Annotated in this window: 19 protein-coding genes and 2 pseudogenes; 9 read left to right on the top strand and 12 right to left on the bottom strand. The window is 46.3% G+C overall.

Going from position 1 to position 20,545, the window contains the following annotated elements:
• Positions 1-618 precede the first annotated feature (618 nt).
• From dnm_RS31705 to dnm_RS23020, 6 genes are all read right to left on the bottom strand, one after another.
• Complete coding sequence (locus dnm_RS31705) at positions 619-726, bottom strand: DUF4184 family protein (protein ID WP_219739693.1); 108 nt, start codon at positions 724-726, stop codon at positions 619-621.
• Positions 727-957: 231 nt separating this feature from the next.
• Positions 958-2,031: a patatin-like phospholipase domain-containing protein gene (locus tag dnm_RS23000; protein WP_207679231.1), complete on the bottom strand. Its 1,074-nt coding sequence runs from the start codon at positions 2,029-2,031 to the stop codon at positions 958-960.
• Between the two features lie 116 nt (positions 2,032-2,147).
• On the bottom strand, positions 2,148-2,867 hold the full coding sequence (locus dnm_RS23005) for a pentapeptide repeat-containing protein (protein ID WP_207679232.1): 720 nt from the start codon (positions 2,865-2,867) through the stop codon (positions 2,148-2,150).
• A gap of 187 nt (positions 2,868-3,054) precedes the next feature.
• Complete coding sequence (locus dnm_RS23010; RefSeq protein ID WP_207679233.1) at positions 3,055-6,162, bottom strand: efflux RND transporter permease subunit; 3,108 nt, start codon at positions 6,160-6,162, stop codon at positions 3,055-3,057.
• 277 nt (positions 6,163-6,439) lie between these two features.
• Positions 6,440-7,489: an efflux RND transporter periplasmic adaptor subunit gene (locus tag dnm_RS23015; RefSeq protein ID WP_207679234.1), complete on the bottom strand. Its 1,050-nt coding sequence runs from the start codon at positions 7,487-7,489 to the stop codon at positions 6,440-6,442.
• 715 nt (positions 7,490-8,204) lie between these two features.
• On the bottom strand, positions 8,205-8,927 hold the full coding sequence (locus dnm_RS23020) for a hypothetical protein (RefSeq protein WP_207679235.1): 723 nt from the start codon (positions 8,925-8,927) through the stop codon (positions 8,205-8,207).
• A 449-nt stretch (positions 8,928-9,376) separates the two neighbouring features.
• Between dnm_RS23020 and dnm_RS23025 the strand changes: the two genes are divergently transcribed.
• A complete protein-coding gene (locus dnm_RS23025) occupies positions 9,377-9,694 on the top strand; it encodes a HEPN domain-containing protein (RefSeq protein WP_207679236.1) in 318 nt (105 codons plus the stop codon).
• Positions 9,691-9,945: a hypothetical protein gene (locus dnm_RS23030; RefSeq protein ID WP_207679237.1), complete on the top strand. Its 255-nt coding sequence runs from the start codon at positions 9,691-9,693 to the stop codon at positions 9,943-9,945. Before dnm_RS23025 ends, dnm_RS23030 begins: the two co-directional genes overlap by 4 nt.
• A 14-nt stretch (positions 9,946-9,959) precedes the next feature.
• On the opposite strand, the gene dnm_RS23035 is transcribed toward dnm_RS23030, so the two are convergent.
• On the bottom strand, positions 9,960-10,172 hold the full coding sequence (locus dnm_RS23035) for a hypothetical protein (protein ID WP_207679238.1): 213 nt from the start codon (positions 10,170-10,172) through the stop codon (positions 9,960-9,962).
• Between the two features lie 1,211 nt (positions 10,173-11,383).
• Between dnm_RS23035 and dnm_RS23040 the strand changes: the two genes are divergently transcribed.
• On the top strand, positions 11,384-11,704 hold the full coding sequence (locus dnm_RS23040) for a hypothetical protein (RefSeq protein WP_207683805.1): 321 nt from the start codon (positions 11,384-11,386) through the stop codon (positions 11,702-11,704).
• A 64-nt stretch (positions 11,705-11,768) separates the two neighbouring features.
• Positions 11,769-12,533 (top strand): Lcl C-terminal domain-containing protein, encoded by a 765-nt coding sequence (locus dnm_RS23045; RefSeq protein WP_207679239.1) that lies wholly within the window; start codon positions 11,769-11,771, stop codon positions 12,531-12,533.
• A gap of 203 nt (positions 12,534-12,736) precedes the next feature.
• Here dnm_RS23045 and dnm_RS23050 read toward each other — a convergent pair whose 3' ends face one another.
• From dnm_RS23050 to dnm_RS23065, 4 genes are read right to left on the bottom strand one after another with little or no spacing between them, the layout of a single operon-like run.
• Positions 12,737-13,081 (bottom strand): type II toxin-antitoxin system VapC family toxin, encoded by a 345-nt coding sequence (locus dnm_RS23050; protein WP_337833623.1) that lies wholly within the window; start codon positions 13,079-13,081, stop codon positions 12,737-12,739.
• A 44-nt stretch (positions 13,082-13,125) separates the two neighbouring features.
• Positions 13,126-13,875 (bottom strand): IS1 family transposase, encoded by a 750-nt coding sequence (locus tag dnm_RS23055; RefSeq protein WP_207679241.1) that lies wholly within the window; start codon positions 13,873-13,875, stop codon positions 13,126-13,128.
• Positions 13,876-13,915: 40 nt separating this feature from the next.
• Positions 13,916-14,077 (bottom strand): hypothetical protein, encoded by a 162-nt coding sequence (locus tag dnm_RS23060; protein ID WP_207679242.1) that lies wholly within the window; start codon positions 14,075-14,077, stop codon positions 13,916-13,918.
• Entirely contained in the window at positions 14,074-14,313 is a 240-nt protein-coding gene (locus tag dnm_RS23065; RefSeq protein ID WP_207679243.1) for a hypothetical protein, read from the bottom strand. The genes dnm_RS23060 and dnm_RS23065 overlap by 4 nt, the downstream gene beginning before the upstream one ends.
• Positions 14,314-14,423: 110 nt before the next feature.
• Between dnm_RS23065 and dnm_RS23070 the strand changes: the two genes are divergently transcribed.
• From dnm_RS23070 to proB, 3 genes are all read left to right on the top strand, one after another.
• A complete protein-coding gene (locus dnm_RS23070; RefSeq protein WP_207679244.1) occupies positions 14,424-16,778 on the top strand; it encodes a DUF11 domain-containing protein in 2,355 nt (784 codons plus the stop codon).
• Between the two features lie 862 nt (positions 16,779-17,640).
• Positions 17,641-17,907 (top strand): hypothetical protein, encoded by a 267-nt coding sequence (locus dnm_RS23075; RefSeq protein WP_207679245.1) that lies wholly within the window; start codon positions 17,641-17,643, stop codon positions 17,905-17,907.
• 217 nt (positions 17,908-18,124) lie between these two features.
• Positions 18,125-19,264 (top strand): glutamate 5-kinase, encoded by a 1,140-nt coding sequence (proB, locus tag dnm_RS23080; RefSeq protein ID WP_207679246.1) that lies wholly within the window; start codon positions 18,125-18,127, stop codon positions 19,262-19,264.
• A 38-nt stretch (positions 19,265-19,302) separates the two neighbouring features.
• On the opposite strand, the gene dnm_RS23085 is transcribed toward proB, so the two are convergent.
• On the bottom strand, positions 19,303-19,494 hold the full coding sequence (locus dnm_RS23085; RefSeq protein WP_207679247.1) for a hypothetical protein: 192 nt from the start codon (positions 19,492-19,494) through the stop codon (positions 19,303-19,305).
• Between the two features lie 103 nt (positions 19,495-19,597).
• On the opposite strand from dnm_RS23085, the pseudogene dnm_RS23090 reads away from it, so the two are divergent.
• Positions 19,598-20,056: pseudogene (locus dnm_RS23090) on the top strand (IS1 family transposase); the annotation flags it as partial.
• A gap of 4 nt (positions 20,057-20,060) precedes the next feature.
• A pseudogene (locus dnm_RS23095) lies at positions 20,061-20,543 on the top strand (IS1 family transposase); the annotation flags it as partial.
• Positions 20,544-20,545: the final 2 nt, after the last annotated feature.

The raw sequence follows: 20,545 nt of genomic DNA on the forward strand, positions 1-20,545 counted from the left end.
TTTGCATATAATCCTGAGCCTTCCGAAAGGTGAGCGGTAATCCTTTCTTAACCATAATCCGTGTAGATGAGGGCGGTGCTCATCTACACGGATTATGGTTAAGAAGGGGATTACTTTCTACTTCTCAAGCTCTCGATCCTTTGCATATAATCTGAGCCTTCCGAAAGGTGAGCAGTAATCCTTTCTTAACCACAATCCGTGTAGATGACGCAATCCGTGTAGATAAGCGCAATCCGTGTAGATGACGCAATCCGTGTAGATGGGGTGTCGGTAGCATTTACACGGATTGTGTGTAAGGAGGGATTACAGGTTTTGGGTCGGAAGCGGTCTTTTTCAGCCATGATCATTCAGCCTCGCTCTCTTGCCCGATCTTCGGAATGTTACCATAGCTCGGAAGAGCGGACAGAAATCCCTGCTTAACCAAAATCCGTGTAGATGAGGTGGCGGTGTATTTATACGGATTGAGGGTAAGAAGCGGAGTTCAGCCTGTCAGTTTCTTTAAAATATCGAACGAATTACGCTGATTACGAGGATGAATCATCCGTGTACTCCATGTCATCCGCATCCGTCCCTGATTCAGAAAGGTGCTGACCATATGCCAGCCCAGACTAAAAAGAATCATCTCTGCAAACAGAAGCAGAATCCCTTGACAAGAGCTGAGAGGACAAGGCCAAACCACCGTGCCAGCGGGACAGCCGCAGCCGGATGACAAAACGTGAACGGCATTTCATATCCTCCTTTGTGTTGAAACTTGAAATTTGAAGAAACTTGAAACTGATAACTGACAGCTTAGAGCGTGTTTAAAAAGTCCGGCGGAGACGGTATATTTGTAGCAGATGATATGCTCTGTGTTTCCGAGTCTCCGCGGGACGGCATATTTATGGCATGAAAATATTCCTCGTCTCCGTAGCGCCGGACATACCGTCCCCGCGGAACTTTTTAAACACGCTATTATCGCTACATCGGCTTCACCAGTTCACGGATTTTGCCGGAATGCACTGTTTCCAGAAACGCTTCTCCAAGAGATTCACTCTTTTTAACGGCCGCGTTCCAATATGCGATGCGCTCCCTGTCCCGCCCCTGAAACAGGCGGAAATCTGTCCTGTCCGGTATGCTATGACGTGGTAATGTGCTTATGAATTCCCGGGACGGAGACACAAGAAGCACATTATCCATATTTGAGGGATTCGGTTTTCGCCATATCAGCTTTTTGTCAAACCATCCGGGGATGATACGATTCGTGTAATGCGGAAAAAGCACAATCCCATCATCCTCTTTTTTCAGAAACGGAATATCCAGGTGATAGTCTGTGACGCCCCCATCCCGATATATGCCGCCCGAAGTTCCGGGAATATCCCTCACTCCTGACATCACCAGGGGAATCGAACCTGATGCCAAAAGCGCATGTCTCATATTATGACGATCCAGGGGAATTTGCTGAATCGGAAATTCATCCATGTCAAAAAAAGGGGGAATTTGCCTCGGATCATAAAACAGCACCCTTTCAAAAAAGAATTTCAAAAAACTTCTGTGCATCATATTGCACAGGGCCGCAATCGCCAACCCAAATGTCAGAGGGATTCTTTTCTCGCTGGCAACAGGCCCCCGGCATCGGACAGCCAAAAGATTCAATCTGATATAAGGGTGATCCAATATCTCTCTGATTCCGGTGTCATCAAGGAAAGTGTTCAGGATACGGTTCCCTTCAAGCGTAACTGCTTCAGGGGTCGGTTTTGACGTGTAAGCCTGACTGATATACGCGGTTTGAAGTCTCTCAATGGCTGTTATGGGGTCTTTCTGAGACACGGCCCCGAATCGCCAGGCTCCTGCCGAAGATCCGATAATAAACAGCGGACCGGTTCTCATCTTGAACCAGGAGGAAAAAATAATACGGTCAAGATGACTGAGAATCAGCCATTTGGGGCCGCCAGCCGCACCTGCAACGATTTTGACATTTTCCGGACAAAGTCCTTCTGATTTTATCCGTGGCAATGCTTTTTTACCAGCACGAAAAATGAGGTTTTTTGACATCAGCTAACACTCCGGCTATACAACTATGCAGGGTGGGCAAAGCGTTTTTTTCCAAGCGACGGGAATTCATATGTTTGCGTTTTGCCCCCTGCTTGTTAGCGGTATATTTACGCGGATCAGTATTTAATCTTATCGAGGATAGTCCCTTTCAAAAAAGCATCTTCCAGATTAGCCCCTTCGAATTTCGCATTTTCAAGCACTGCCTTTTCAAGATTCGCCTTTCTGAGATCAGCTTTTTTAAGGTTCGCTCCGTAAAGGTTCGCGCCTTTCAGATCAGCCCCTCTGAGATCAGCCCCTTCAAGATTGGCCCAGTAAAAGTCAGCTCCTCTGAGATCAGCTTTACTGAGATTGGCCCCTTTGAGATTTGCTCTGTATAAATAAGCCCCTCTGAGATAGGCCCCCTGAAGATATGCCCCATGAAGGTCCGCTCCTTTAAATTTTGCGCCATAAAGTTCGGCCCTTCTGAGGTTTGCTTCTCTGAGGTTTGCTTCTTTGAAATTTGCTCTTTTGAGATAAGCACCTTCGAGGTCAGCATTTTTAAGATTCGCCCCTATGAGATAAGCATTTTCAAGATCAGCCCCTTTCAGGTCACTTCCCTCAAGATTGGCTTTGAAGAGAATAACACCCCTGAGAACTGCTCCTCTCAGCTTTGCTTCTTTAAGTTCAGCGTGTTTGAGATCACAACTGACACATTCATTTCTGCTGAACAGCTTTTCCAAGTCCGCCTGAACATAAGTCAGCGCTTCTGTCGCCATTACTATAAAAATCAGGATGCTCATCAGGCAGGCAGCCGTTATTGGTTTGAGCAGTTTCATTAATTCATTAATTTTCATCATATTAAAAATATTTTGGCCTCGAAAATGCTCCCGCCGGATTATTAAGTACCCGATCAAAAGTTTTTTATACATTTTTTTCTGAGAACCGCGGAGAAACCCGGCTTTTTCCTTCAGGGTCAGCGAATCATTCCGGAAAAAAAGCCGGGTTTCTTCCTCGGGCAAATATCGAAAACTTATGGTCAGGTACTTAATTCTCATGTCTCGCTTTTTCAAACCTGATAAAAAACGCAAGCAGCGCGGGTATGACAAACAAAGTAAAGATTGTTGAAACTGCCAGACCGCCCAGCAGAACACTTCCAAGCCCTCGGTAAAGCTCGCTCCCCGCGCCGGTGGAGATCACCAGGGGCAACATACCGAAGAGGCTGGTGGTTGTACTCATGAAAATCGGACGGATTCGGGTGCGAACCGATTCAACAATGGCCTCAATGCCCACGAATCCCTCATATCGCACATTGTTCAGAGACTGATGCACGATGAGAATTGCATTATTCACCACCGTGCCCACCAGAATAATAAATCCCAGCATGGTCACAATATCAAACGGCTGGGGTGCGATCAGCCAGTCAACAAGGCGCAGTCCCATAAAACCGCCTGCCGCGGCAAGAGGAACTGAGAACATGATGATAAACGGATAAAAGAAATTTTCAAACAAAGCGGACATGAGGAGATAAACAATAACCGCGGCCATGATCAGATTAAATCCGATAGCGGCCATTGCCTGACTCAGTTTGTCCGCATTTCCGCCCACAGTGACGCTTGTTCCTTCCAGCTTTCCAGCCTCATCAAGCCCTTTTATGACTTTGTTTTCAATGAGTTCCATGGCCTGCTGCAACGGAAGGTCCGAAGGCGGTGTGACTTCCAGTTTGATATTTCTTTTTCGCTCAAGGTGATCAATCTGCATCATTCCCTGTGCATATTTCAAGTCCGAAATATCTGCAATCCGAATTAAATTCCCAAACGGGTTTGCAATGACGCTCTCGGAAATATTTTCAGGAATTTGAATATCTGCCGTATCTGTTCGCAGCACAAGGTCCATTTTTTTGGCCTGTTCAGGTTTAAACTCTCCGACTTTTCTGCCATCCATGACCACATCAATATATAAGCCCAAATCCTCTTCCGTCAGACCGTTTGCGAGTGTCTTTGAACGGTTCGGAACAAAATTGGCCTCGGGATAGCTGTTCTCAAGGGAAGGAACCGGCCGGACCTGCGCGTTCTTTAATTCTCCGCTGATGGCACCGAACAATATTCTCGCAACTCCGATGATTTTGTCAATATCTTCTCCGGAAATATTCACCTCGACCGTTCTCCCGCGTCCGATCCCGCTCTGAAAAATCCCTGCCTGAATACTGACGCCGAAAACCCCGGGAATGGAATTCATAATTTTCGTCAGGACGGGCATCATTTTCGGAGCTTCTGTTTCATGTTTGCTGATGGCACCGAACAGCGTAATACGGTCTGCGGAAACAAAAAACATATTTTTTATTTGCGGAACCCCGTCTTTGTAATCTTCTTTGAAATAAGGAGCTGTGGATTTGAAAATAAAATTTCCCATTCCCTGCCGTTTGTTAATGGAATATCCTGGCGGCGGTATGAGGATGTTTAAGATGAGGTTTCGGTTTCCCTGGGGCAGATATTCCGCTTTGGGCATAAGTATTGACGCGGCAACAAAGGCCGCACCAGTAAGAATAGCCACTGTTACAATTCGGGTAAACCAGTTTTTTAACGTCATGCGGGAAAAAAACAGTAATATTTCTGAAAGAGAATTTCCTATCTTTCCAAGGGCCTCACCTCTGGTTTTCTTTTTCTTGGAAATCTTGTAAAACAGGTTTGTGATAGTGGGGATGGCCGATATTGATACCACAAGACTGATCATAATGGCAAAGGTGATGGCAATGGCGATATCTTTGAACAACTGCCCGGCTTCTTCCTGAATGAAAATGACCGGAAGAAAAACCGCCACGGTGGTGGCTGTGGAAGCAAAGACCGCTCCCCAGACCTCCTGGGCGCCGTCATAAGACGACTGGGCTGCTGATTTTCCCATTTTCCGATGACGGTCAATATTTTCCAGAACAACAATCGCATTATCCACAAGCATCCCCACGGCAAAGGATATCCCCGCGAGACTGACAACATTCAGGCTTCTGTGAAACAGCCACATAAATATGAACGTCCCAATAACAGAGATGGGAATCGCAATGGCCGTGGCCAGTGTCGAAGTGACGCTTCTCAGAAATACAAGAAGTACACTAAGTGCCAGTATGCCGCCGATAATCACATTATCCTTGACAAGATCAATGGCTCTGTTGATATACGGGGTCTGATCATAAACGATATCAAAGTAAAGGTTGTTGTCTTTGAGAATCCCATTGTTTAACTTTTCAACAGCCGCTTTCATTTTTCTGGTGAGTTCGATAACATTCGCGCCCTGCTCTTTTCTTACGCCAGTTACAATCACCGGATATCCGTTGTGCATGACCGACACATCATTGGTTGCATAGCCGAACCGTGTGAACGCGATGTCTTTCAGATAGATTCTTCGGATCCCGTCATCTTTCAGAAGCACGTCCATGGGATCATTAAGATTCTGAAACTGGCTCACAGTTCTCACCCTGTAATTTTTTTTGTCAAGCCCCAGAACGCCCGCGGACGTATTCACATTTGATGTCTCAAGTCTCTTCTTCACCTCACCGATTGTAAGATTGTATTTCGCAAGCTTACTGGGAGAAATCACCACTTCGAGCTGCTTTTCCGAGCCTCCGAACACAAAAAGCGAGGCCACTCCGGGAACCCGCTCGAGATACTGGCGCACATCATTCTCATAAAATGTCCGGTAGGTGTTTATTTTTGAGGGATCACCGTCCTTTGTCTTCATGACCATCCAGATCACAGGGGAACTTTGCGCGCCGGACGCGTCAATCACGGGTTTTTCAACATTGTCAGGATAACGTCTCACCTCGTTCAGTTTGTTGGAAACCCTGAGCAGGGCAGCGTCAATATCTGTGCCGACTTCAAATGTCAGGGTGATTTCACCCATGCTGTTATAACTGGAACTCTCCATTAAGGTGAGACGCTGGATGCCTTTTAAGACCTCTTCCTGCTCTTCTATGATGTCTTTTTCCACCTCGTAAGGGGTTGCACCGGGCCATAAGGTTGAAACGGTGATCTGCGGGGCTTCAACATCCGGGGTAAGCTGTAATGGAAGTTTGTTTATTCCGGTCAGGCCGAAAAGAACCACCAGGATAATGCCGACAAATACAGAAACGGGTTTTGATATTGAAAATTTTATGAAGTCCACGAATTTTTCCTATGAAAGTGAAATGTTCTATTTCTAAATAAATTTCAGTTCTCAAACGACAAATTCCAAATGCAGGGGGAGAAACCCGGCTTTTTTCCCCGGATGAGGCGTTCTCCCTGCCCGTAAAAGCCGGCTTTCTTTGCCCGTAAAAGCCGGGTTTCTTTAAGGCTCATCTTTTTTACAGGGGGAGAAACCCGGCTTTTTTCCCCGGATGAGGCGTTCTCCCTGCCCGTAAAAGCCGGCTTTCTTTTGTTATTTATTTGGAGTTTGCAATTTGTTATTTCTCTTTTTCAATCACCTCAACCGCCTGATCCGGCCTTAACCGGTCATTGCCGTCTATGACAACCGACATGCCGGGAACGATATAGGGATTATCAACCCCGATATATTCTCCTTCATAAGCCACAATGTTGACCGGGAGGATTTTCGCCTTGCCTTCCTCGGCTGTATAGACAAAATCTTTCCCCTGAAACAGAACCAGCGCATCCCGCTTGATCATTTTCAGCTTCATTTTGTTACTCACAGGCACATTTACAGTGGCTGACATATTCTGGATAATATCTTCAAAATACGGAATCACCACCTTGATCTGAAACGTCTTGCTCTTCATGTCCGCGACCGGCACAAAATTTTTAACCGTGCCAGTAAATTCCTTTTCCAGCGCATTGATTTTAAGGGAAATCTCATCTCCTGATCTGATGTATTTTACAAGTTCTTCTGAAACAGCCACCCGGACAAACACATCGCCAATGGAAGCCAGAGAGCAGATCGGAGTTCCCGGAGAAACCCACTCTCCCTCGTTCTTGTATCGTTCCAGAATCAGTCCGTCAAACGGCGCTCTGATGACGCTTTTCTTTATTTCAAGATCAAGCTTTTCCTTATTCTTGCGTATGATCTCTTTTTCCTTCATCAGTTCTTTATAGCTGTCACCAAGATCATCATAGACCTTTTCGCTTGCAGCATCTTTTTTGAAAAGCACTTCGTATCGCTTCAGATTTTTCCGGGTATTCTGAATTTTTATATCCACCTGCTGGATCTGTTTTTTCATAATCTCGATGCTTTTTTGGATAAAATCTGTGTTCAGACTGACCAGAACATCTCCTTTTTTGACAACAGTACCCTCAACAACAGATTGTTTGTCAATCAGGCCGCTCACTTCCGAGGATATTCCTGAGCGTTTGTCAAAATCCACAACACCGACTATCTGATTGGTTTTTGCAACTTCTTTTTCAAAGACCTTTGACATCAGCACCTTTGCCGGAGGCTGGGCAGAAGCTGCAAGTGTGTTAAAAAAGAACAGGATCAAAAGGATTTTTACCGTTTTCATTGTTCACCTCGTAAGTTAAAGATTTTCAGAATAAATTCTATTAAAAGCGAATTTGAAAAATCCCAAAGGGACAGCATATTTTATCTGATTATAACGGATTTAGGGGAGGCCGGTAAAGCCCCGGGGGGCGGCATATTTGCAGTAATTCATTCCGCAGCCCGGTGGCGGCATATTTGCTGCCACAAAATATGCCGCCCCTGCGGGGCTTTGGGTGACACCCATGGTGCTACAAATATGCCGCCCCTACGGGGCTTGGTCGGCATATGCATCAGGCTAAGACTGCCGGACGGCTGCCGGACGGGGTTTGCAACCCCGTCCGAAACGTTTGTTTTCGGGGGTCGGAAAATATTTCGGACGGGGTTGCAAACCCCGTCCGGCAGATCACGGGTTAATAAAAACAATGAGTTACGATCTTAGCCTGATGCATATGGGCTTGGTCAGCCCTCCCCTAAATCCTTTATAATCAGTATTTTATCAAATTATCAGTAGATGGAAATTCCCCCTTCAAAGGGGGAGTTTCTGATATTTTCCATCTACTGATTATCAATTCTCAATTCTCAATTTGAATTATGATCATATATAGGAAGAAAAAGAATCAGGCAAGCTAAAAAAGACTGGTCATCGAGTTCTTTGCCGGGCGGGGTTTGTAACCCTGTTCTATAAAAGAAAATCTGATTTTGCATCTTCAGGGATACTTTTTTGTTTCTGTTTTTTGTTATGTTCCGATCACCTCGTCAAAATTCAGCAGATCCATGGTGTCCTCCCGCATGGCCATGGCGTAGATTCCGTGCCGGGTGAGATTTATGACCATGTTCTCGGGAATATGGAGGGATGAGAAGATGGGAATAATTTTTCTGTTCCGGCACTCCGGGAAATATTCCGGGAGTTCCTTCAGCATTTCGAGAAAACCCCGGACATCCTCGGGTCTCGGCTTCGACTTTGTCTCGTTGACGTAAAAGTTTTTTTCCGAGATGGCAACAAAGTCGAACTCCCGCTCCGCGGACAGGTCTTCCCCCCTCGGCTTTTTTATCCGGAGTCCGGAAAAGCGGAAATGGCTGTCCCCGAAATATTCGGCCGCGACACCCGGTATGTTGGGGGCGACCATGTCCTCGACCAGCATTCCTATCTTGTTGTCAAGCCTCCCGATTTCCTGGCGAAGCTTCCTGCTGTCATTCCGCATCTCTTTTTTGGATTCCCTCATCTCCTCCTTGAGTGCCTTTGTGTCCGCCTCCATGCGGGTCAGCGTCCTGTCCGTGTTCTCTCTGAAAGTCCTCATCTCATCTTTGAAAGCCCTCATCTCGTCTTTGAAAGCCCGGGTGTCGGCCTCCTGACGAAGCATTGTGCTGTTCATCGAGGAGATGAACTGCCCCAGTATGCTCTCCAGCGAGTCCGTCCTTGTCTCCAATGTGTCAACCTGTTTCCGCAAATTTGCGCTCATGGCGGTCCCTCCTTTTTATCATTTTCTGCTGTCAGAATACGTTGAAAGTCCCGTTGTGTCAACAAAGAACATCCTCGGTCTTCGGGAGAAAAGGGCATATTTTTATTTCCCAAAACAAATTTGCTGACAAACAACGTCCTATATAAATTGAAAAAAAATGATTTTTTTTTCAAACTGAATCTTTACAAATCATTCTGTTCAGGTTATTATGGCGAAAAATTATTTTTAGGACAAAGGAAGTTGGCAAATTGTCAGAATTCGGCAGATGGAAGTTCCCCAGTCCCTTTGAAAAAAAGGGGGAGCATGTCTGTCGGACGGACGCTCTCCCCTTTTAGAGGGGAACGGGAATTTTCATCTTTGCAACTTGTTAATAAAAAAACAAAAGTTCACAATGAGAACGGAATTTTTTAACAAGGCCGGAGAGAATCTGAAGGCTGCCCGGGTCTGTTTTGACAACAGCCCGTTATAATGCCTGCGCAAATCGTGCTTATTTTGCGGCATTTCAGGCAGCCATTGCCGCCCTTCTGGATCAGGGAGCAAAAAGAGGGAATTTTGACCACAAATGGGTTCAGGCGGAATTCAGCCGCAAGCTGATCAAACGCCGGAAAATTTATCCCGGCAGACTGAGTTCTCATCTGATGAAAATGCAGGGTGTCAGAAACCGTGCCGACTATTCGGACAAAGGTGTGAGCAAAAGTGAAGCCTCTCAGCAAATTAAAAAAGCGCAAGATATGCTCACATTTATCGGAAAGGAATTGGAAAAATGATAAATTTCAGGCAGAAAGAACTTATTGAGGAACTTATGAATCAGATTGGAAAAAAATTTCCGGAGATAGAACTGATTGATGTTACGGAAAGTCCGGAGGACCCTGAAAGCCTGTGGATTAACGTAACCGAGCCTGGAACCGAGGAAAGAATGCTGGAACTGACAGAATTTTCCGGAGATAAAACAATGGATATCCTGCTGGATTACGGCTATCATATGCTGGTGATGCCGACCGGAAAAAGAGCTGCGTAGATGAAGCCTTCTCGTCATTTCAGCCCGCCCGGGCAATCAGAACCGGGCGGGGACTGGGCGATCCGCCAATCAATCATCAGAGGTGCATCTTGACGCTGTAAGATTCGGACAGGCCCTTTTGTCATATCACGCCGGTTGTTCCTCGCCATCCGGCGTTTTTTATTTCCGGAGTGCAAAAATTTTATTTTTGCATTTTTATCCGGAGTGCAAAAATTGCATTTTTGCATTTTCATCCGGAGTGCAAAAATTGCATTTTTGCATTTTTATCCGGAGTGCAAAAATTGCATTTTTGCATTTTTATCCGGAGTGCAAAAATTTTATTTTTGCATTTTTATCCGGAGTGCAAAAATTTTATTTTTGCATTTTTATCCGGAGTGCAAAAATTTTATTTTTGCATTTTTATCCGGAGTGCAAAAATTTTATTTTTGCATTTTTATCCGGAGTGCAAAAATTGCATTTTTGCATTTTTATCCGGAGTGCAAAAATTGCATTTTTGCATTTTCATCCGGAGTGCAAAAATTTTATTTTTGCATTTTTATCCGGAGTGCAAAAATTGCATTTTTGCATTTTTATCCGGAGTGCAAAAATTGCATTTTTGCATTTTTATCCGGAGTGCAAAAATTGCATTTTTGCATTTTTATCCGGAGTGCAAAAATTGCATTTTTGCATTTTTATCCGGAGTGCAAAAATTTTATTTTTGCATTTTTATCCGGAGTGCAAAAATTGCATTTTTGCATTTTTATCCGGAGTGCAAAAATTGCATTTTTGCATTTTTATCCCTTTGGTTTTGCAAAAATAAAATTTTTGCACTCCGGATTCGCTGTCTGCAAAAATAAAATTTTTGCACTCCGGATTCATTGTTTCGTTCTTCAACCCAACCTGTAGAGTTCATCATGGCCCCTCCTTTTCATTGTTTTCCGCACCGAAAACATCCCCGGGTGAACAACAACATCCCTGCCATGCGGAAGCGGAAGCCGGATCGGTGTTCGGAAAATAAAAGAATATTTTTATTCCCGATAATAAATTTTATAATAACTAAATTTCTGATTTTTTGCAAAAATAATTGTTTACAAATTGTTTTGTTAAGAGTATTAAGGTATAGTTTAGGTGTATAAAAATGCCATTTTTTACCCGGTTTTTTGTTCCCCGGGGTTCGCTTCAACAAGCTCGGCGAGCGACCCGTCGCCGTAAGCTCAACGAACGACCCGAGGCCGTGCCCTGAGCTTGTCGAAGGGCAAATCCGAAAAGCAGGCAAAGAAAATTAGCTGATTTAGAGAGCCCAGGTATGGCTTTATAAACTTACAGTTTGACAAATTTGGCACTCCGGATCGCAGTCGGCTGCCCCCGTGAGCAGTATATATGCCCTTATACGCCGTATGCCGACTCAAAAAAATCGTCTGAGATTGGGACAGTCCAAAATAAATAAGGAAACATCTTAATGAATCCCTTTGCAAATATTTTAAAGAAAATGCTTGACTTGCCTAAAAAATCAGGCATTTTTCAATCAATCAATCAATCAATCAATCAATCAATCAATCAATCAATCAATCAATCAATCAATCAATCAATCAGTCAAGAAGCACGCCCGGACTTTGTAAATTTCGGGAAATCGCTGTCACCAAACGCCGTTTGTTCCTTTCCGCCTGAAAACAGGATGGGGGGACAGGCGGCGTTTTTTATTTCCGGAGGTTCGCTACAGGGATTTTATATAAGAATGGGGATTCATAAGAAAGGATTTCAAATCCCTCTTCTTATATGAAATCCTTGTAGCGAAAAACCGGAGAAGACCTTAACTTTTAACCAAAAACAAAGGAGACTGAGAAATGAACAAAAAAGGAAGATTCACAGTTTTTCTGAGCCTGCTGGCACTGCTGGTTTCGGGTGTTGCGTATGCCGGGAATCTGAATCAGACAAATCCGCCGTCTGATTCGGGAACAGCCATGTACACGCTGGAGAACATTTACAACCGCCTGCTGGACGGGACAGAAGGGACAAAGCGGGGGGTACATTTTGCCGGGCCGTCTTCGGGACCAACCGCCGGAACCGGGCATACGCTGGATGACATTTACAACCTGATACGTGCTCTTGTTCCCAAAACCGGACAGACTACGCAATATGTTGCCGGAGATGACGGCGACCTGCAAAAAGGCTTTCCATTGTCAGGCTCCCGTTTCACAGACAACAACGACGGCACGGTGACAGACAACCTGACCGGGCTGACCTGGCTGAAGGATGCGGATTGCATGGGGAATGGAAACTGGGGTACGGGAGCAGATAAAACTTTTGATGTGATTTCCCGCCTGAACGGGGTGGAGGATTTCTCATGTGATGATTATACGGCAGGAACTCACACTGACTGGCGGCTTCCCACGGTGAGAGAACTGCAAAGCCTGATTGACTATGGTGTGACCACTTCAGTGAAGTTGCCATCGGGACATCCCTTTATCGACGTGAAGGAGGACTACTACTGGTCTTCTACTACCTATGCTGTCACTACGACCAACGCCTGGAACGTGGGTCTGGACAACGGCTACGTGAACACCGCCGATAAGGCGATGGGCACCCGCTATGTCTGGCCCGTTCGCTGAGGACAATTTGATGCTTTGGTGCTTTGGTGCTTTGGGCACTTTGACGGGGGGTTGCAAGGGGGCGTTCAAAAAAACTACACAGATTGCATTTAGTCAGGATTGATTTTTATTTATTCGGGATAAGCCTGTTATCCTTCTTAAATACCAATCAATCCTGACTAAATGAAATTCGTGTGGTTTTGAAAAGGGTGCAAACCTTAAATTCAGCCCTCCGGAGCAATTTCCTCTATAACCAGAATTTTTAGCTCACGAACCCGTTTAAGTGCAATATCATTGGTGAGAAAGGCATCGGATCCAGCGGCAAGTGCGGCGGCAATCTGTAAGGCATCGGCCAATGAAAGATTGTATTTTGCTCTCAGCTTTGCCGCCTGCTTTGCAATGCTGTCATCAATCGGCATAAACATCATATTGCTGCCGCTGACAATCAGGGCGGAAAATTTTTCTTCAAGCGCTTCCGAATTCAGGCGGTACGGCAGTATGAGACATTCGGAAAGGGTAATCGGAGAAGTGACAGCCGTGAGCAAGCCTTTATCTATCAGTTCAAAGATTTTTTGGTAGTGTTCTAAATTTGGAGCTAGTCATTTTTTATTACTCATATTACTAGTCCGAATTCATATACATTGATGAACAGTCCGATGACGATATCATGCATCTTCTCCAATTTGGAGAAACAGATTGTTTTTCTCGCAAGACGTTTTATTCTCGTCCTCAGAGTCAGATGTTTCCTTTCTATTTTCTGAGTGTTTCTTTTACCTATCTCATGATTCGCAGGATTGAGATTTCGTTCATAAGCACCCCAATTGTCAGTATAAAACTTTACAATTCCGAAAGGTTCGAGGAGCCTTTTCAGTTCGAGGAAGACTTTGTCCTCATGCGTTCCGAAGGTATATGCGAGAACTTTTCCGGTTTTGTGATCAACGGCGTGCCAGAGCCACCTCTGATTCTCCTTTTTGCCCACGAAACTCCACATCTCATCCGCCTCAGCCTCCTCAACTTTCAATATGTCAACCTCAATATTTTCAGTATGTTCCAAAGTTTTAAGGAGTTCGGAATTCACCGAGTCGAGAAGAGTTTCCTTTTTTTTTAATTCGCTTATCACGGTGTCCGTGCTGATTTCCAGCACGCGGGCGATGTCCCGGATACCGCTGCCGCTGAGACTCATTTCAATAATTTTGTGCTTAATATCTGATTTTCTTCCGTTATATGTATAGTCGAGAAGAAAAGATTTTGCCTCGCAATTCTCATTCTGACACAGGTAACGCTGCTTTCCGTCATCTGTTTTTCCTCTTTTTTTCACTTTCTCACCTCCGCAAAGCGGACAGCGGACAGGAATCAGTGCCATCGAAATATTCCTCCGAAAATAGTTTTTTACTCCTGAATGACTACACTATAATAACACAGATTTCAGAAAAGTCCAGTTTTAGAACACCACCGATTTTTTCAACCCTGGGAAGATAAAGCGGATGGGCTTCGACATAGTAAATCACAGGCGCTGTGTCAAGGAACAGGCGGCTGATGCCGGACAGATATTCAGGAATATTCATGCGGCCGACCATTGTTTTTCACGGCTCGAATCGGATTCGGCACGGTTTCGGGATATCCAAATCTGTGCGTCTTCTCCAAGTGCGGGATACGGAACCGAGCCGCAAATGTCTTTCCATTTTAGCGAGATTCCGGATCGACGCGTTTTGTTTATGAGGCGGACGGCAAGCTGCAACTGCTCTTTCCGGGTCAGTAGTTCCGCCTGTTTCAGCACTTCGCTGAGGGCAGCAGAGGACATGGGATGACTCCTTTCATCCGGAGATTTTGGTATTCCGGATCAGTCAGATTTTTTCAATATATCCTGTTTTTCCTTTAGCACCGTTTTTCAAAAAAAGCAAGGAGGATAAAATGATTTTCAGAAACTTTGTAAAAACAGCAATTATGGCCGCTCTGCTTGCGGTGATGTGCGGTTCGGCCCACGCGAACACCACGGGCAACGCATGGAGCGAAAACACGGGCTGGGCGAATTTCAACCCGACCGGCGGCGGCGTCACCGTGTATGATGACCATCTCGAAGGCTATGTCTGGCATGAAAATATCGGCTGGATACGGCTCGGAACATTCGCCGCTGGGACAGCGCACACCTACACCAACACCTCTGCTACGAATTACGGCGTGAACAACAACGGCTCCGGCACACTTTCGGGCTATGGCTGGAGCGAGAATGCGGGCTGGATCAATTTCGGCCCGACCGGCAGCGGTGTCATCATCGGCGCAGGCGGCTCTTTTGACGGTTACGCGTGGGGCGAAAACGTGGGGTGGATTCATTTTAAGAATGCGACAGTACCATACAATGTTACCACGGCATGGAGCGGCGGAACAGCGTCTCCTCCTCCCGGGGGAACACTTGCCGCCCCGACCAGCGTGACCACAACGGTAATTTCCGACACTCGGATCAGGCTTACATGGACGGACAACAGCGCCGACGAGACCGGCTTTATCATAGAGCGCACAGACGGCATGTCGCCGTGGGTGCGGGTCACCATGACCGGGGCAGATGCCACGAGTTTCACGGACACCACACTGAGATGCAGCTGGCAGTATTCGTACCGGATCTGTTCATACAACGCTAGCGGCAGCTCCGAGTATGTGGTCATCGCCAAAATAATAACAGCGGCCTGCCCGGCATATGATGCGCTTCCCAGTGATATCACACTGATCGGGAGCTTTGCCTCCGGCAGCGGCAGGGAGATCATCGTTCCGGAGAACCAGGCCGTGGGAACACTCATCGGAAATCTCTTTGCCGAGGATGCCACTCCCGGAGGAGACACCCATACTTATGCCCTGTTTGCTCCCGGGGGCGTTCTCGGATGCAATATCTCTTTTTCCATTGACGGAAACCGGCTGATCACGACAAAGCCCTTTGATTTTGAGAGGAAAAACAAGTGCCGCATCTGGATACAGACGCACGACGCTCACAGCAACCTGAAAACCTGCCATTTCGATATCATCGTCACAGATGTTCCGGAAGCCCCGTCCGGTCTTTCCCTGCGGAGTCACAGCCGCGTGTCCGAGAACATGCCCCCGGGAACAGACGTGGGAACATTTGTCGCAAAGGACGATGACGCTGATGACAGTCACACCTATGAGCTGGTCTCCGGCGAAGGCGACACGGACAATGCGCTTTTCGCCATTGAAGGTGATGCGCTGAGGACAACTGCCGTGCTTGATTTTGAGGCGGCCGCATCCCGAAGCGTCCGGGTTATGACCACGGACAGTACCGGAGCTGTTTTCACAAAGCAGCTCTCCGTTGAAGTGCTGGATGCGGCTGATGCCGCTGTTGTCTCCCGCATCAGCGATCTCGGCACGGATGACGAGGTTCCGGCCAAGGCGGATTTCACCGTGAGCGACCAAGACACGGCATTGTCCGCCCTGAGATTTTCAGCAGTGTCGGACAATCCCGGTCTCCTGCCTGCGGAAAGCATCCAATTCCGCGGTTCCTGCGAGAGCCGCTCCGTCATTCTCACGCCGGTGAAAGGCATGTCCGGCACGGCAAACGTCACCGTGTCCGTGAGCGACGGAAGCACGACAGCGGAGACAGGTTTCGCCCTGACCGTGACCACGGGGCCGGAACTCAGAGCTGACAGCCGGATTGAGACGGACGGCGGTGATACCGTGGCTCCGGGCGGGGTTCTGCGTTACACGGCCACGATCTCCAACACCGGGGACAGGGCTGCGGAAGGCGTGAGGTTTGTGCTTCCGCTTCCTGGAAATACCGAATGTTCCTCAGATACGGCCGGTGCGGTGATCCGGTCCGCATTTCGGACTCCCGGAAAGGCATCCGATCCCGTGTATGACCGCGAACTGAATCAGCTTGAGTGGACCGGTGACATCGGGACGGGCGAAAGTGCGGAAATTTCGTTTGACCTGAGCGTGAGACCCGGAACAGAGACCGGAGAAACGATCTCATTTGGCGGAGCCGTGTCTTATGACACAGACTGTGACGGTGTGAGCGACATCACCCGTCACACCAGTGAGATTGGCGACGAGTCCGCTGATTCGGAAATCAGAATCACCGTGGAAGGCTGTCTGCCCGGGGATACCGATGCCAGCGGAGTCATTGACATGAAAGATGCCTTGCGGGTGATGCGGGTGCTTTCAGGAACGGACACCGGCGATATCTGCCCCGATTCGGATGTGAACGGCGACGGAAAGACCGGCCCCGAAGAGCTGATTTGGATTTTGAAGGAAATTTCGAAATAAAGAACGAGGAGTGCAAAAATTTTATTTTTGCATTTTCATCCGGAGTGCAAAAATTTTATTTTTGCATTTTCATCCGGAGTGCAAAAATTTTATTTTTGCATTTTCATCCGGAGTGCAAAAATTTTATTTTTGCATTTTCATCCGGAGTGCAAAAATTTTATTTTTGCATTTTCATCCGGAGTGCAAAAATTTTATTTTTGCATTTTCATCCGGAGTGCAAAAATTTTATTTTTGCATTTTCATCCGGAGTGCAAAAATTGCATTTTTGCATTTTCATCCGGAGTGCAAAAATTTTATTTTTGCATTTTCATCCGGAGTGCAAAAATTGCATTTTTGCGTTTTTATCCGGAGTGCAAAAATTGCATTTTTGCATTTTCATCCGGCGTGCAAAAATTTTATTTTTGCATTTTCATCCGGAGTGCAAAAATTTTATTTTTGCATTTTCATCCGGAGTGCAAAAATTGCATTTTTGCGTTTTTATCCGGCGTGCAAAAATTGCATTTTTGCATTTTTATCCGGCGTGCAAAAATTTTATTTTTGCATTTTTATCCGGCGTGCAAAAATTTTATTTTTGCATTTTCATCCGGAGTGCAAAAATTGCATTTTTGCACGCCGGATTTGCTGTTTCGTTCTTCAACCCAACCTGTAGAGTTCATCACGGCCCCTCCTTTTCATTGTTTTCCGCACCGAAAACATCCCGGGTGAACAGCAACATCCCTGCCGTGCGGAAGCCGGACCAGTGTTCGGAAAATAAAAAAACACTCTTATTCTCATTAATAAATTTTATAATAACTAAATTTCTAATTTTTTGCAAAATAATTGTTTACAAATTCTTTTGTTAAGATTATTTAAGAGATAGCTTATGTATTTTTATAAGGAGTGCCAAACTTACAGTTTGGCAAGTTTGCCACTCCGGATAGGGGGGGGAATTATGCTGAGGCGTTCCGATCATACTCCGGCGCATCTGTTTCTTGATGACACGCTTTATTTTATTACAGGTGCGATTTATCAGAAGCGTATGCTGATTGCGGATTCAGCTTTGAAAGACACGCTTCTTGATCTGATTCAGGGATATTTTGCCAAATACAGTTGGGAACTGCGTCACTGGGTGATCCTGAGCAATCATTAGCCACCTGATCGGAAAAAGCCGGAGAGGAGCGGACCTGTCAGCAATCATGCGGGGCATTCACCGTAATTCCGCCGTTCTGATCCAACGGTGTTTGCCCCCTTATTTAACTTCGCGGGCCGGTACCCGCATTCGGAAACAGCAACCCCGTTTATGCGGTCGGAAAAAGACGGCATTGAGACATTAATATTGCAACGCTTTAAGTTGTTGGACAAAATTGATGAAAACCAATAGAAATACATGTTTTAAGGTTGTAAAACGAGCCATTGTCAAGGTGGGGAGCAATATTCTCACTAAAGACAACGGATTGAATTTGGATGTTGTGAGTTCCATCAGCAGGCAGATTTGTCACCTGATTGATGAGAAGGGCATACAGATCGTTTTTGTGTCCTCGGGGGCAATGGCCGCGGGAACAAAAAAACTGGGGCTTCCCAAACGGCCGGATGAGGTTCCCGGTCGCCAGGCTGTGGCGGCTGTGGGACAGGCCGGGCTGATGCGGGAATATGAAAAAGCATTTGAATGTCACGGAAAACAAGTGGCCCAGCTCCTTCTCACCAGCGACGGTCTGAGTTATCGGAAAAGATATCTGAATGCCCGGAACACGCTTTATACGCTGCTGTCCTGGGGAGTTGTTCCCATCATCAATGAGAACGACACGGTTTCCGTGGATGAGATCAAGTTCGGAGACAATGACAATCTTTCCGCCATGATCACTCTTCTCATGGATGCGGATATTCTTATCAACCTCACAGATATTGACGGGCTTTACACCAAAGACCCCCGGACAAATCCGGATGCGGAACTGATTCCGGTGGTCTCAGCCATCAGAAAGAGTATTGAAAGGCTTGCGAGTGATATTCCGGGTGCTCTGGGAACCGGGGGGATGTCCACTAAGATCAAGGCTGCCAAAAAGGTGACAACTGCTGGGATTCCCATGATCATCGCCAAGGGGGACAAGCCTGATATTCTCATAAAGCTTTTTTCCGGGGAAGAACACGGAACATTCTTTGTTCCGAAAAAGGAAAAGCTGGCGAATCGTAAATGCTGGATCGGGTTTAATTTAAAGCCCAAGGGCGTTCTCCTGATTGACAAGGGGGCCGCAAGGGCCATTCTGAACCGGGGGAAAAGCCTCCTGCCAAGCGGCATCGAGGCGGTGGAGGGCGACTTCGGCGTGGGTGCGCCTGTGGAGTTCAGAAACGGTGACAGTGAGATATTGGGAACAGGGCTTGTGAATTACAGTTCAGCGGATATCCGAAAGATCATGGGGCTTCAGACGGGCGAGATCAGAGACCGTCTCGGAGAAAAGCCTTATGATGAGGTGATCCATCGGGATAATCTCGCGGTTACGGGGGGAATGTGATGTGTGACATGAATTGAGAATGAAAGCGAAAATTCCCTTCAGGCCCGGTTCGGCGTGAGTTCAGTCGAACCGATTGGGAAATCCGAACCGTCTTCGTAACCCTTCTGAATTTCCTTTCTGCCCGAGTATGCTTTCCCCGATGCCAGAACAATGTCCGTGATGTTGTCCCTCCATTCTTTCGCAGCGGAAAAATGCTGAAATGCGAACCGGTAAAGGTCTTCCTCGGTCATGCCTCGCTGTTCGGTGGTGTTCTAAAACTGGACTTTTCTGAAATCTGTGTTATTATAGTGTAGTCATTCAGGAGTAAAAAACTATTTTCGGAGGAATATTTCGATGGCACTGATTCCTGTCCGCTGTCCGCTTTGCGGAGGTGGGAAAGTGAAAAAAAGAGGAAAAACAGATGACGGAAAGCAGCGTTACCTGTGTCAGAATGAGAATTGCGAGGCAAAATCTTTTCTTCTCGACTATACATATAACGGAAGAAAATCAGATATTAAGCACAAAATTATTGAAATGAGTCTCAGCGGCAGCGGTATCCGGGACATCGCCCGCGTGCTGGAAATCAGCACGGACACCGTGATAAGCGAATTAAAAAAAAAGGAAACTCTTCTCGACTCGGTGAATTCCGAACTCCTTAAAACTTTGGAACATACTGAAAATATTGAGGTTGACATATTGAAAGCTGAGGAGGCTGAGGCGGATGAGATGTGGAGTTTCGTGGGCAAAAAGGAGAATCAGAGGTGGCTCTGGCACGCCGTTGATCACAAAACCGGAAAAGTTCTCGCATATACCTTCGGAACGCATGAGGAACTCGGTGAATTCCGAACTCCTTAAAACTTTGGAACATACTGAAAATATTGAGGTTGACATATTGAAAGCTGAGGAGGCTGAGGCGGATGAGATGTGGAGTTTCGTGGGCAAAAAGGAGAATCAGAGGTGGCTCTGGCACGCCGTTGATCACAAAACCGGAAAAGTTCTCGCATATACCTTCGGAACGCATGAGGACAAAGTCTTCCTCGAACTGAAAAGGCTCCTCGAACCTTTCGGAATTGTAAAGTTTTATACTGACAATTGGGGTGCTTATGAACGAAATCTCAATCCTGCGAATCATGAGATAGGTAAAAGAAACACTCAGAAAATAGAAAGGAAACATCTGACTCTGAGGACGAGAATAAAACGTCTTGCGAGAAAAACAATCTGTTTCTCCAAATTGGAGAAGATGCATGATATCGTCATCGGACTGTTCATCAACGTATATGAATTCGGACTAGTAATATGAGT

It is taken from the genome of Desulfonema magnum (assembly GCF_017377395.1).
Classification (GTDB): domain Bacteria; phylum Desulfobacterota; class Desulfobacteria; order Desulfobacterales; family 4be13; genus Desulfonema_C; species Desulfonema_C magnum.

Bases quoted from the DNA above. Each gene is read 5' to 3' on its own strand.
- dnm_RS31705 (WP_219739693.1), bottom strand. From the start codon at position 726: ATGCCGTTCACGTTTTGTCATCCGGCTGCGGCTGTCCCGCTGGCACGG.
- dnm_RS23000 (WP_207679231.1), bottom strand. From the start codon at position 2,031: ATGTCAAAAAACCTCATTTTTCGTGCTGGTAAAAAAGCATTGCCACGG.
- dnm_RS23005 (WP_207679232.1), bottom strand. From the start codon at position 2,867: ATGATGAAAATTAATGAATTAATGAAACTGCTCAAACCAATAACGGCT.
- dnm_RS23015 (WP_207679234.1), bottom strand. From the start codon at position 7,489: ATGAAAACGGTAAAAATCCTTTTGATCCTGTTCTTTTTTAACACACTT.
- dnm_RS23020 (WP_207679235.1), bottom strand. From the start codon at position 8,927: ATGAGCGCAAATTTGCGGAAACAGGTTGACACATTGGAGACAAGGACG.
- dnm_RS23030 (WP_207679237.1), top strand. From the start codon at position 9,691: ATGATAAATTTCAGGCAGAAAGAACTTATTGAGGAACTTATGAATCAG.
- dnm_RS23035 (WP_207679238.1), bottom strand. From the start codon at position 10,172: ATGCAAAAATGCAATTTTTGCACTCCGGATAAAAATGCAAAAATAAAA.
- dnm_RS23040 (WP_207683805.1), top strand. From the start codon at position 11,384: ATGAATCCCTTTGCAAATATTTTAAAGAAAATGCTTGACTTGCCTAAA.
- dnm_RS23045 (WP_207679239.1), top strand. From the start codon at position 11,769: ATGAACAAAAAAGGAAGATTCACAGTTTTTCTGAGCCTGCTGGCACTG.
- dnm_RS23055 (WP_207679241.1), bottom strand. From the start codon at position 13,875: ATGGCACTGATTCCTGTCCGCTGTCCGCTTTGCGGAGGTGAGAAAGTG.
- dnm_RS23060 (WP_207679242.1), bottom strand. From the start codon at position 14,077: ATGAATATTCCTGAATATCTGTCCGGCATCAGCCGCCTGTTCCTTGAC.
- dnm_RS23065 (WP_207679243.1), bottom strand. From the start codon at position 14,313: ATGTCCTCTGCTGCCCTCAGCGAAGTGCTGAAACAGGCGGAACTACTG.
- dnm_RS23070 (WP_207679244.1), top strand. From the start codon at position 14,424: ATGATTTTCAGAAACTTTGTAAAAACAGCAATTATGGCCGCTCTGCTT.
- dnm_RS23075 (WP_207679245.1), top strand. From the start codon at position 17,641: ATGTATTTTTATAAGGAGTGCCAAACTTACAGTTTGGCAAGTTTGCCA.
- proB (WP_207679246.1), top strand. From the start codon at position 18,125: ATGAAAACCAATAGAAATACATGTTTTAAGGTTGTAAAACGAGCCATT.
- dnm_RS23085 (WP_207679247.1), bottom strand. From the start codon at position 19,494: ATGACCGAGGAAGACCTTTACCGGTTCGCATTTCAGCATTTTTCCGCT.